At 72.5% G+C, this 11,598-nt stretch carries 12 protein-coding genes; 2 read left to right on the top strand and 10 right to left on the bottom strand.

Going from position 1 to position 11,598, the window contains the following annotated elements:
• Window positions 1-76: 76 nt before the first annotated feature.
• Genes cutA through V6U90_RS07215 form a run of 3 tightly spaced genes read right to left on the bottom strand, consistent with a single transcriptional unit; the run spans window position 77 to window position 2,319 of the window.
• Window positions 77-421 (bottom strand): divalent-cation tolerance protein CutA, encoded by a 345-nt coding sequence (cutA, locus tag V6U90_RS07225; protein ID WP_334432417.1) that lies wholly within the window; start codon window positions 419-421, stop codon window positions 77-79.
• A gap of 9 nt (window positions 422-430) precedes the next feature.
• A complete protein-coding gene (locus V6U90_RS07220) occupies window positions 431-1,486 on the bottom strand; it encodes a 1-acyl-sn-glycerol-3-phosphate acyltransferase (RefSeq protein WP_334432415.1) in 1,056 nt (351 codons plus the stop codon).
• The gene (locus V6U90_RS07215) at window positions 1,486-2,319 is read right to left on the bottom strand and encodes a patatin-like phospholipase family protein (RefSeq protein WP_334432413.1); all 834 of its coding nucleotides are present in this window, start codon (window positions 2,317-2,319) and stop codon (window positions 1,486-1,488) included. Before V6U90_RS07215 ends, V6U90_RS07220 begins: the two co-directional genes overlap by 1 nt.
• A gap of 138 nt (window positions 2,320-2,457) precedes the next feature.
• Here V6U90_RS07215 and V6U90_RS07210 point away from each other — a divergent pair, with 138 nt between their 5' ends.
• Window positions 2,458-2,814: a hypothetical protein gene (locus V6U90_RS07210; protein WP_334432411.1), complete on the top strand. Its 357-nt coding sequence runs from the start codon at window positions 2,458-2,460 to the stop codon at window positions 2,812-2,814.
• Window positions 2,772-4,088 (top strand): protein kinase domain-containing protein, encoded by a 1,317-nt coding sequence (locus tag V6U90_RS07205; RefSeq protein ID WP_334432409.1) that lies wholly within the window; start codon window positions 2,772-2,774, stop codon window positions 4,086-4,088. The genes V6U90_RS07210 and V6U90_RS07205 overlap by 43 nt, the downstream gene beginning before the upstream one ends.
• Window positions 4,089-4,100: 12 nt before the next feature.
• Here V6U90_RS07205 and V6U90_RS07200 read toward each other — a convergent pair whose 3' ends face one another.
• The 7 genes from V6U90_RS07200 to V6U90_RS07170 all read right to left on the bottom strand — a co-directional run bounded on the left by V6U90_RS07200 (window position 4,101) and on the right by V6U90_RS07170 (window position 11,505).
• Window positions 4,101-5,153: a glycosyltransferase family 4 protein gene (locus V6U90_RS07200; RefSeq protein ID WP_334432497.1), complete on the bottom strand. Its 1,053-nt coding sequence runs from the start codon at window positions 5,151-5,153 to the stop codon at window positions 4,101-4,103.
• A gap of 135 nt (window positions 5,154-5,288) precedes the next feature.
• Window positions 5,289-5,960: a BON domain-containing protein gene (locus tag V6U90_RS07195; protein WP_334432407.1), complete on the bottom strand. Its 672-nt coding sequence runs from the start codon at window positions 5,958-5,960 to the stop codon at window positions 5,289-5,291.
• Window positions 5,961-6,145: 185 nt separating this feature from the next.
• Window positions 6,146-7,672: a S1C family serine protease gene (locus V6U90_RS07190; protein ID WP_334432405.1), complete on the bottom strand. Its 1,527-nt coding sequence runs from the start codon at window positions 7,670-7,672 to the stop codon at window positions 6,146-6,148.
• Window positions 7,673-7,734: 62 nt separating this feature from the next.
• The gene (locus tag V6U90_RS07185) at window positions 7,735-9,282 is read right to left on the bottom strand and encodes a sensor histidine kinase (RefSeq protein WP_334432403.1); all 1,548 of its coding nucleotides are present in this window, start codon (window positions 9,280-9,282) and stop codon (window positions 7,735-7,737) included.
• Complete coding sequence (locus V6U90_RS07180; RefSeq protein WP_334432401.1) at window positions 9,279-9,980, bottom strand: response regulator transcription factor; 702 nt, start codon at window positions 9,978-9,980, stop codon at window positions 9,279-9,281. Before V6U90_RS07180 ends, V6U90_RS07185 begins: the two co-directional genes overlap by 4 nt.
• Window positions 9,981-10,057: 77 nt before the next feature.
• A complete protein-coding gene (locus V6U90_RS07175; protein WP_334432399.1) occupies window positions 10,058-10,681 on the bottom strand; it encodes a PadR family transcriptional regulator in 624 nt (207 codons plus the stop codon).
• Window positions 10,678-11,505 (bottom strand): DUF4097 family beta strand repeat-containing protein, encoded by an 828-nt coding sequence (locus tag V6U90_RS07170; RefSeq protein WP_334432396.1) that lies wholly within the window; start codon window positions 11,503-11,505, stop codon window positions 10,678-10,680. The genes V6U90_RS07175 and V6U90_RS07170 overlap by 4 nt, the downstream gene beginning before the upstream one ends.
• Window positions 11,506-11,598 lie beyond the last annotated feature (93 nt).

The raw sequence follows: 11,598 nt of genomic DNA, 5'->3' as shown, positions 1-11,598 counted from the left end.
CGCCATCATCGTCCGGCCGGTCGGGACCGGGCAGAGTGCGCGTACCTAGTCGCGGCGCGGCAGCCCGACCCGGCGGTCACTCCGGTGGGGTCTGGGCCGGATAGGGCCGGGTCTGCGCGTACACCCAGGCCGCGTAGTCCGGGTTGCCGCTGCCCACCCGGCCGACCAGGATCTCCGGTACGTCGTAGGGGTGCGCGGCGCGTACGTGGTCGACGAGGGCTGCGACCCGGTCCGGTGCGGTCTTGAACTGCACCGACCACTCCGGGGTGGTCTGAATGGCCGACTGCCACCAGTAGGTGCTGTCCACCTGGGCACCCACCTGGGCACAGGCCGCCAGGCGGCCGGCGACCGCTGCCGCGGCGAGCACGTCCGCCACCGGGCGCGCGTCCACCACCGTCGTCACGACGCAGATCTCATCCACGTGCGCACCCTACGCCCCGTCCGGCCCGTCGGGGTCGGCGGTGATCCACTCTCCCGGTTCGTCGCGGTTCGCGGCGATCCACTCGTCGATCCGCGCCCACCAGTCGTAGAGCCAGTCGATCCGGTCCTGCCGGCCGGCCGGGATCTCCTCCGGCGGTACCGACCAGAACCGCATGACGATCCGCTTGTCCATCGGCAGCTCCCGCCACACGTCGGCGACGGTCAGCATCCGGTCCAACCCGGTGTGCGCGACGAAGATGACCCCGGCGTCCGGTGCGGCGTCCAGGGCGGCCAGCATTCCGCCGGGTTGCGGGGCGAGCACGTGCCGCATCGCCTCGGCACGCAGTGCCATCGACTCCAGGCCCCGGGAGCGCAGCCGGTCGATGGCCCGCAGCCGCCGCCGGGGCGTGAAGTTACCCCCCTCGGGGAAGATGACGAACGCGTCGTCGGCGTCGAGCCCGGTGGCCAGGTGGCGAATCTGGTCGGTGACCGACTCGCCGGGCTGCGGGCGCGGGGCGAGGAACCGGTTGGGCAGCCGGTTGAGCAGCACGTCGATCGCCGGATCCCACTGGAGGCTCTCCTTCAGCACGATGCGCGGCTCCCGGGCGAACCAGTTGACCAGGGCGTGGATCAGGATGAACGAGTTACCCGGTCCGGCGTGCCGGCAGAGCACCAGCTCCGGCCGGCCGGGCAACGCGGTGTCCGGGTCCGTACCGACCACGGCGATCCGCAACCGCAGCGCCCACCGGGCATGCCGGAACAGGACCGCGAGGAACCAGCCGGCGAGCCGGTAGTGGGCCCGCTGGAAGGCCGGGGACCGTTTCCGCCAGCCGAATCCGGAGGCGATCCAGAGCGCGCCGAGCGCCAGCACCGCCGCCGCGTCCCAGACCAGGTAGGCCGTGCCGATCCAGAGCAGCCGCAGCGGCCGTAACCAGCCGGGGACCAGGGGGGACGCCGCTGCGGCCAGCAGCAGCCAGGCCGGCAGGGTGGTGACCAGCACGACCGCGAGCAGCACCACCGCCGGGGCCAGCACGGTACGGCGTACCCAGCGCGGCGGCAGCGGCATCACCGCTCCAGGTTGGTGGCCAGGTAGCGCCGGGAGGCGGTGTAGGCACGGCTGATCCGCCGCCCCACCGCGGCCATGTCCCGGTACGCCCACGGGGTGTCGTCGCGTGGCTCCAGCCCCCCGGTGGGCAGCACGTGCACCTGCACGTCGGCGGGGAGCGCGGCCAGCTCCCGGGCGAACCGGTGCCGGCGGGCGATCTCGAACGCGACCTGGGCGATCTCCCAGGGCCGGCGGGGTGGCGTCAGCGGACGTTCGATCCGCCCCACCTGGAGGACGAAGATCTGCCGGGCGCCGGCCGCCACCGCCTCGCCGATCGGGATCGAGTTGACGATGCCGCCGTCGACGTAGTGCTCCCCGTCGATCTGGGCCGGGGGCAGCAGTCCCGGTACGGAGGCCGAGGCGAGTACCGCGTCGACCACGGGTCCCTCGCTGAACCAGTGCTCGGCGGCCCGTTCGATGCTCGCGGCGCAGCATCGGAACGGGATCCGCAGGTCGGCGAAGGTGGTGTCGGCACCCAGCTCGGACTCCAGCAGCCGGCGCAGCGGACGGGGCGAGTGCAGGTGGGTGCGGGCGGCGAAACGGCGCAGTTGCCGGGCCACCGAGTCGCCGTAGACCTCGCTCGCCTCGGGTGAGGCCCAGAGCCGGACCAGCCGGTCGGTGACGGCCTCGGTGGGGTCGGCGGCGACCAGCGCACCGTTGACCGCCCCGATCGAGGTACCGAGCACCAGATCGGGACGGAGGTCGGCACGGAACAGCGCCCGGAGCATGCCGACCTCGACGGCGCCGAGTACCCCGCCACCACCGAGTACGAACGCCACCGGACCGCCTGCCATGGCGTTCATCCTGGCACGCGCCTGCGAGCAGGCCCGACGGGTGGTAGGTGATCATCGCGGTACGGGACATTCGTTGACACCGGGTTCACATTCGCGCAACCTGATACGACCCCCCACCCCCAGGCAGGTGCGAGCCCGATGGCAACACTGCAAGCCAGCGGGCTGCTGGCCCGCAGGTATCGACTCATCGACCAGATCGGTGCCGGTGGGATGTCGGTGATCTGGCGGGCCCGGGACGAGGTGCTCGACCGGATCGTCGCCCTCAAGGTGCTGGCCCCGTCGCTGGCCGCCGACGCCCGGTTCCGGGACATGGTGCGCGAGGAGGCCCGGTCCGCCGCGCAGCTCATCCACCCGCACGTGACCTCGGTGCACGACTACGGCGAGACGGTGGCACCGGACGGCCGGGTCACCGCGTTCGTGGTGATGGAGATGCTCACCGGCGAGGCGCTGGAGTGGCGGCTGACCGAGGGGCGCTGCCCTGGCCGGAGGCCGTGAAGGTGTGTGCCGAGGTCGCCGAGGCGCTGGCTGCGGCGCACCGGCTCGGCATCGTGCACCGGGACGTCACCCCGGCGAACATCATGATGACCGCGACCGGCGCGAAGGTGCTGGACTTCGGCATCGCCACCCAGATCGGGGCACCGGACGAGGACGAGGACGGCGGTACCTTCGGCACCCCGGCGTACGTGGCGCCGGAGCGGTTGGACGGCGCGCCGGCGCAGCCCGCCACCGACGTGTACTCCCTCGGTGTGCTGCTCTTCGAGACGTTGACCGGGCACCCGCCGTACCCCGCCGAGACCTGGGACGAGCTGAGCGACGCGCTGGCCACGGACGAGCCGCCGTCCCTGGCCGACGTGCCGGATCTACCGCCGCTGGTGGCGTCGATCTGTCTGCGCTGCCTCGCCCGGAGTCCCACCGAGCGACCGAGCGCCCGGCAGGTGGCAGAGATGCTCCGCGACCAGTTGCTCCCCGGCGATCCGCAGGCCGCCACGATGCTCTCGCCGACGGTCACCCTGCCCCGGATCGTCCCGGTCGTCCCGCCACCGGTCGTCGCCGAGTCTCCGGCCACCACCGCCGTTCTGGCGGGTACACCGGCTGCCGGAGGCTCCGGCACAGCCCCGACGGCCGACGCGGTTCCCGCTGCGGAGTCCGGCGCGGCTCCCGCTGCCGAGCCGACGACACCGGACGGGGCACCGGGCAGCGGACGGCGCCGACGGAGTCCGGGCCACGGCCGCCCCGCCCGACGCCGTGGCCGGGCCGTGCTGGTGGCCGGCCCGGTGGTGGCGCTGGCGCTCATCGCCTGGGCCCTGTCCGAGCTGCGACCCTCCCCGCCGCCGACACCGCAGGTGCTGCCGACCGCCGCAGCGGCGCCCGAACCGTCCCCCTCGTCCGTCACGGCGTCGCCGACCGGTACGCGGCCGGCGTCGGCCGCGTCCGCCACGCCACGGCCGCAAAGGTCGACGACCGCACCGGCGGCCATCGCGCCGAGCGTCAGCGCTCCGGCCGCCCCGCCGGTGGACGACTTCGACGCCCGGCTCGCCCGCGTGGTGCAGTTGATCGACACCGGGACGTCCAGCGGCGAGATCCGCAGCGACGTCGGTAACGACCTGCGCAACCTGATCCGCGGGCTGTCGACCGCGGCGGACCTGGACGCGGAGGTCGCCAAACTACGGCAGAAGGTCGTCCAACGGGCCGGCGAGGAGGCCATCAGCGCGGGCTACGCCCGGCAGCTCGACGAGGCGCTGGTCCAGCTCGCCGCCACCCAGGCCTGATCCACCCGCCGGTCAGCGCGCCCCGGTCGGCACCATCTGCCGGCGCGGCGCCACGTCCCGGGTGAACTGCCGGTAGACGGACTCGTAGCCGAGCGCCGTCTGCTGGTTGGAGAAGGTCCGCGTGACGTGGTCGATGCAGGCGGCCGGGGAGAGCCGGGTGACCTCGTGCAACGCCCGGGGCAGCTCGGCAGGGTCGTCGCAGATCAACCCGGTGGTACCGGAACGGACCAGCTCGGGCACGGCCCCCCGGGCCAGCGCCACCACCGGCGTCCCGGTGGCCATCGCCTCGACCATCACCATGCCGAACGGCTCCTCCCACTGGATCGGCATGATCAGGCAGCGCGCGTCGACCAGCAGTCGCAGGCAGGTGTCCCGGTCGGCGTTGATGAGCACCCGAACGTCGGGACCGAGCATCGGCTCGATCACCTCGGCGTAGTAGCGCTGCTCGGCGGGCTCGTTGCACTTGCCGACCAGCACCAGCGGTAGCCCGGCGGCCCGGCAGGCGTCGATCGCCAGGTCCGGGCCCTTGTCCGCGTTGAACCGGGCCAGCCAGAGCACCGGCCCGGTACCGGCCACCGTCTTGCGCGGGAGTTGACCGACCTCCATGCCGTTGTGCACGGTACCGATCCAGTTCAGTTCCGGGGCGAGCCGCCGTTGGGCGTGCGAGATGGCCACCAGACCGACGCCCGGGTCGGCCTGGCGCAGGACGTCGCGGTACTCACCGAGCGGGTTGCCGTGCACGGTGGCCACGGTCGGCACCGACCGGCGGCCGGCGACCACCGGGCCGATCGTGCTGTGGTCGTGGACGAGGTCGAATTCGTCCGCGGTGACCAGGCGCTCGACCCGGGCCAGGTGGGCCAGCTCGGGGATCGCCTCGCCGAGCCGGTGGTGCTGCAACTCGGGCATGGTGCTGACGAACCGTGCCCTGGTGCCGCTGCCGGTACCCGCGCCGAAGAGGGTCACCGCGTGTCCCTGCTCGACGAGGACGTCCACCAGCCCCGCGACCACCTGTTCGAGCCCGCCGTAACCGGGCGGTGGAACCTCGTACCAGGGCGGCACCACCATGGCGACCCGCAGCGGCCGGGGTGCCGGATGGTCGGACGAATACCGGTTCACAGCGACGGATCCTCCCCCGGTTCGGCGTACTTTTGCCCCGGTTCGGGGTTTTTCCCGTTGCGGTCGGTAGTAAACCCGGGCCGGTCACTCCGCCGTCACGGTGAGCCGGTCGTCCACCGACCAGACGCCCGGCGCGGAGCACGCCACCCGCTCCGCCTCGTTCCGCTCCCGCCAGGAGCGGACCGAACCGGTCAGCACCACGTCGTGCCCCTCGACGGTGACCCGGATCCGGTCGCCCCCGGTCCGCCGGGCCAGCGCCCGCCGGATCTCCCGCGCCACGTCGCCCCCGCTCCGCCGCCTCGGGCGTACCTCGATCAGGTTGGTGACCCCACGGACCCCGCGCAGCCGGCGCACCTCCCGCTCCGCGGCCCGGCGCTGGTACGCCCAGTCGACCACGCCCCGCAGCATCACCCAGCCGTTGGCCACGGTCACGTCGAGTTGGTCGGCCGGCACGAAACTGTCCCATTCCAGGGACCGGCTGACCGCCAGGGCGATCTCCGCGTCGGCGTACCCGTCCTGGCCGGGCAGTCGTACCTCGATGTCGTTGGCGACCGCCCGGACCCCCCGGACCCGGTGGGCGTCCCGCTCGGCGGCCCACTTCCGCGCGTAGCTGTCCACCCAGCCGGTGAGGCTGACCACGCCGTCGGAGACCACCGCGGCCACCTCGTGTGGCTGCATCCGGGCGTCCCAGTTCAACTCGTCCAGTACGTCCCGTTGGATGTCCGCATCCGCGCGGCGCCCCGGTCCCGTGGCCATGCTCCGCCTCCTGCGATCGGTGCCTGGTCCTACGCCCCGATGATGGCTCCGGACCGGGTGAGGTCCACTCACCCGGCCGGGGTGAGCCGGCCGGGGTGGGGCTGAGGCGGAAAAGGTGACGGCGGGCGGCACGACCAACCCCTTGGTCGCACCGCCCGCTGCCGGGAGGAGGCAAGCTCTCGGTGTTACGACGTCTCGGCGAGCGTCACGGTTGCCTTCGCCTCGGCACCGTTACGGACGTAGGTCAGCTCGACCCGGTCACCGACCCGACCGGCCTGTACCGCGGCGACGAGATCGTTCGACTCGCTGATCACCTTGTCACCGAAGCGGGTGATGATGTCGCCCTCCCGCAGACCGGCCCGGGCCGCCGGGCTGTCCGGGTTGATCTGGCCGATCAACGCCCCGCCGTTCTCAGCGGTGTTCACCGCCACACCGAGCGACGGGTGGCTGACCTTCTGGCCCCGCTGGAGCTGCTCGGCGACGCTCTTGGCCTTGTTGCTGGGGATGGCGAACCCGACCCCGATGTTGCCGCTGCCCTGCCCGGCGGTGGCGATGGCGGTGTTGATACCGATCACCTCGCCCCGGGTGTTGATCAACGCACCACCCGAGTTGCCGGGGTTGATCGGGGCGTCGGTCTGCAACAGGCCGGAGATCGAGCTGGCCCCCTGCTGCGGGCGCTGGTTCTCCGAACCGGCCTGGATGGTCCGGTCCCGGGCGCTGATGATGCCGGCGGTGACCGAGCCCTGGAGTCCGAGCGGGCTGCCCAGGGCGAGCACCGTGTCCCCGACCCGCATGCCGTCGCTGTCGCCGAAGGTCGCCGGGCTCAGCCCGGAGACGCCGTCCGCCTTGATCACCGCGAGATCGGTCTTCGGGTCGGTGCCGACGATCTTCGCCCGGACGTTCTTGCCGTCGGCGAAGACCACCCGCACGGTGTCCCCCTCGGCGCTGGCGATGACGTGGTTGTTGGTCAGCACGTAACCGTCGGCGGTCAGCACCACACCCGAGCCCTCACCGTTGCCGGTGCTGATCGAGACCACGCTGTTCGCCACCTTCGCGGCGATCCCCGGCAGGTCGGCACTGTTGATGATCGGCGCGGCGGTGAACGTCCGACCACCGGAGTCACCGTCCAGTGCCAGCGCGATCGCGCCGCCGGCAATGCCGGAACCGGCCATCAGCGCCAGCGCCGCGACCCCCGCCGCCGCGAACTTCGCGAACCGGCCGGGTGCGCGGGCCGGTGCCGGCCCGGTTGCCCAGGCCGGTACAGCACCGGGGTACGTCGACTGCGGGGGGGCGCCCAGCGGGCCGGGCTGCCCGGGGTAGCCGGGGTTGGTCGGCCAGCCGGGCTGGCCCGGCTGCCAGGTGTTGCCCGGGTACGGGTGGTACCCCGGGTACTGCGCGGGCTGCGGATAGCCGGAGGCCGGCACGGCAGCGGGCGCGGGGCCCGGGGTGGCCGCCGGTCCGGAGACCGGGGCGACGGTGACCGTCGGCTCGGAAGCCGGGGATGCTGTGGGCCCGGAGGCCGGGGGCTCAGCCGTCGGGGTGGCGGTCGGCCCGGGGGTGGACGCTGCGGGTGCTGCCGGAGCGTCGGACACCGGTGGCATCGTGGAGTCCGACGGCCCGCGCTCAACCTGGGGCAGCTCGGCAGTGGGGTACGACGGCTCAGCGCCGGTGTCAGCCGGCCGCCGCTGCGGGTCGGTCTCGTGCTCGCTCATGTCCCTACCTTCCCTCTCCGCCATGCGGTCCGCCTGTGTTCCGGCTGGAACTTTCCTGAGAATCAGTCACCGTGCGTCTCGTTGTCGTCCACGACCAGTGGCAGCCGGACCCGGAAGGTGGCCCCGCCGCCCGGGGTGGGCAGCACCTCGACACTGCCGTGGTGGGCCGCGACCAGGGCGGCGACGATGGCCAGTCCGAGACCGGTCCCGGTGGCGCCACCGGCCCGGCGGGTACGCGCGGCGTCCGCCCGGTAGAACCGCTCGAAGACCCGTTCGGCCTGCTCGGGTGAGAGCCCCGGGCCGGTGTCGACGACCTCCACCACGGCCGTGTTCCCGGACTCGCCGCGCAGCCGCAGGGTGACCGAGGCGTCCGGCGGGGTGTGGGTGATCGCGTTGGTCACCAGGTTGCCCAGCACCTGGCGTAGCCGGGCGTCGTCGCCGTAGACCACCAGCGGACCGGCGCCGGGCTCGACCTCCAGGGTGATGTCCCGGTCCGGGGCGACCGCCTGGGCGGCCTGGACGGCGTCGGCGGCGAGTACCGGCAGTTCCACCGGGGCCAGCGCCAGTGGCCGTTCCCGGTCCAGTCGGGCCAGCAGCAGCAGGTCCTCGACGAGCAGTCCCATCCGGGCGGCCTCGTCCTCGATCCGGCGCAGCAGCCGGGCGGTGTCCTCGGGCGAGGCGACGGCCCCCTGCCGGTACAGCTCGGCGAAGCCACGGATGGTGGTCAGCGGGGTACGCAGCTCGTGTGAGGCGTCCGCGATGAACTGCCGCATCCGTTCCTCGGAACGCCGGGCCCGGGCCTCGGAGAACTGCGCCGCGTGGGCCGCGTCCCGGGCCGCCGACTCGGCGGAACGGGCTGCGGTCTCTGAGGCCGCCCGCGCGGTGAACGCCGCCTCGATCTGGGTGAGCATGGTGTTCAGCGCCCGGGAGAGCCGGCCCAGCTCGGATCTCGGCTCGGGTTCGCCGTACTCCGGGTCGGGTACCCGGCGGGTCAGGTCGCCCCCGGCGATGGCCGCCGCGGTCTGCTCGATCTGCACCAGGGGCTTCAGGCTGGCCCGGACGATCGCCGCGCCGAGCGAGGCGAGCAGGATCAGCACCGCCCCGCCGACCAGGACGTCGATCCAGACCAGTTGCTTGACCGCCTGGTCGATGTCGACCATGTTCTGCCCGACCGCGATGAACTCGTCGTCGCTGACCTGCCGGATGATCACCCGCCAGCGCAGTCGCTTGTCCGCCGCGTCGGTGGTGAACGCCTTGCCGTCGGCGTGCTCCTCGTACCAGGAGAGTTGTTTCAGCGCCCCGGGCAGGTCCTGCTCCGACAGGGAACTGTCGCGGGTGATGAACGCCAGGCCGATGCTGCGCCGGGTGACCACCAGCATGTAGTCGCTGGGCAGGCTGTTCGGGCTGGTCTCACTCGGCCGGGTCTGCTGGGCCCGGGCCAGGTACGCCTCCAACTCACCGTCGACCCGACCGACCAGGTAGCTGTGCAGGAAGAACGCGGTCAGCGCGCTGATCACCACCAGCGCGACGGCGACCAGGGTCAGTACCGAGGCGACCAGCTTGATCCGCAGCGGCACGCTCCGTAACCGCCCTTTCAGTTGCGGGTTCACGCCGCCGGCTTGCGCAGCACGTATCCGACGCCCCGCAGGGTGTGGATCAGTCGTGGCTGGGTGTTGTCCACCTTGCGTCGCAGGTACGAGATGTACGACTCGACGATGTTGTCGTCGCCACGGAAGTCGTAGTTCCAGACGTGGTCGAGGATCTGCGCCTTGGACAGCACCCGGTTGGCGTTGAGCATCAGGTAGCGCAGCAGTTTGAACTCGGTCGGCGAGAGCTGGACCCGCTGCCCGGCCCGGTGCACTTCGTGGGTCTCCTCGTCCAGTTCCAGGTCGGCGAAGGTGAGCCGGGAGGGCGCGTGTTCCCCGGAGGTGGTCCGGCGCAGTACCGCCCGGATCCGGGCGGTCAGCTCCTCCAGGCTGAACGGCTTGGTGACGTAGTCGTCGCCGCCGAGGGTGAGGCCCCGGATCTTGTCGTCGGTGGCGTCCCGCGCGGTGAGGAAGACGACCGGGGTGCGGGTACCGCCCTCGCGCATCAACCGGATCACCTCGAACCCGTCGAGGTCGGGCAGCATCACGTCGAGCACCACGAGGTCGGGGCGGCGGTCCTTGGCCGCGCTGACCGCCGCGCTGCCACTCGTCGCGGTTGTCACGTCGAACCCGGCGAACCGCAGGCTCGCGGAGAGCAGTTCGAGGATGTTGGGGTCATCCTCGACGACGAGCAGTCGGGCCTCGGTCTGCGGTGCTGCCATGGCACCCATCATCCCCATCCCGGCTGCGTCCGCGCTGGAGATCGGCTGAAAGGTAGCTGTGAGATCACTCAGGGTGGTCAGCGCAGCAGGCGCCGCAGTCCGTCCAGGGTGCCGTCGAGCAGCCGGACCACGGTACGCAGCTGGTTGTCGGTGAACCGGGCGGCCCGGACCAGGTTGCCCACCTCGAAGACGAAGTCGACCAGCCGCTGGTCGATTTCGGCGACCAGCTCGGCCTGCTCCGAGTTGCGGGGTGGCACGGGCCCGGGCGCAGGGGTGGCCGGAGTCGGGGCCGGGCGACTGGCCCGCCGGCTGGACCGGGCGACCGCACGCAGCTCCCGCTTGAGGTCGCGGACCGAGCCCCGGACCTCGTCCTGGATCCGGCCGGCCAGTCCGGACAGGTCCTGCACCGAGGCGTTGATGTCCGACTCCAGGGTCGCCAACTCGGCGGAACGCTGCCGCAGCTCGGCCCGCCCCGCCTCGGTGATCTCGTAGACCTTCCGTCCACCGGCTGCAGTGTGGGTGACCAGCCCTTCGACCTCCAGCCGTTGCAGCCGGGGATAGATGGTGCCGGCGCTCGGGGCGTACAGGCCGAGGAAGCGGTTCTCCAGGAGCCGGATCAGCTCGTAGCCGTGCCGGGGACCGTCGTCGAGCAGCTTGAGCAGGTAGAGCCGGAGCCGCCCGTGGCTGAACACGGCGGTCACGGCAGCTCCTCGGGATCGGCGTCGACCGCCGGTCGGGCGAGCAGCGCGATGCTCCCGGAGGTGGCGGACGCGGAGAGTCTACCGTCGCCGGTACCGAGGATCCCCGCGCTGTCGGCCACCGAGCCGATCCGCCGGTCGCTCCGCACCTCGGGGAAACTGCTGGTGATCCGTCCGGAGGTGGTGTGCAGCCGGACGTCCAGGTTGCTGTCCTCGCGGACCCGGACCGTGATGCTGCCGGAGATCGTGTCGAGCTGGATGTCACTGCCGGCGGGGTTGTCCAGGTCGCAGGTGATCGCGCCGGAGACGGCGGTGGCCCGGACCCGGTCGGCCGGACTGTCGGCGAGGGTCAGCTCACCGGAGACGGTCTCCATGGCCAGGTCCCCGGCCACGCCGAGTGCCTCGACCGAGCCGTCGACCAGCTTCACCGTGCTTCGGCCGCCGAGCCCCATCAGGGTGACCTGCCCGGAGGTGACGTCGACCCGGGTCTCGTGGCGCAGTCCCGAGGCGACCACCGCGCCGTCCACCAGCCGCAGGTCGGCCGGCACCCCGGCGGGGACCGCTACCGACACGTCGACCTTCGGCCAGCGGGCGAGCGCGCTCCGGAAAAACTCGCGCCAGCCACGGGGGTGCTCCTGGCGGACCCGCAGCCGGCCGTCGGCGTACTCGACGAGGACCGGCCGGCGACCGACCCGGGTGACCTCCACCCGGGCGGGACCGTCGGTGGCGACCACGTTCAGCCGCCCGGTGACGAGGTCCACGTCGAGCCGGGTCACCGCTCCGTCCAGGTTGATCCGCTGCGGGCTGTCGACCGTCCAGTTGGTCATCGTCGCTCCTCGTCAGGGTCGGTGCCGGCCATCGACCGGCAACCAAACGCTAACGCGATACATCGCGATATGACAAGGTCGGCTCCCCGACAC

It is taken from the genome of Micromonospora sp. CPCC 206060 (assembly GCF_036906895.1).
Classification (GTDB): Bacteria; Actinomycetota; Actinomycetes; order Mycobacteriales; family Micromonosporaceae; genus Micromonospora.
This window is presented reverse-complemented; position numbering and strand designations above follow the sequence as displayed.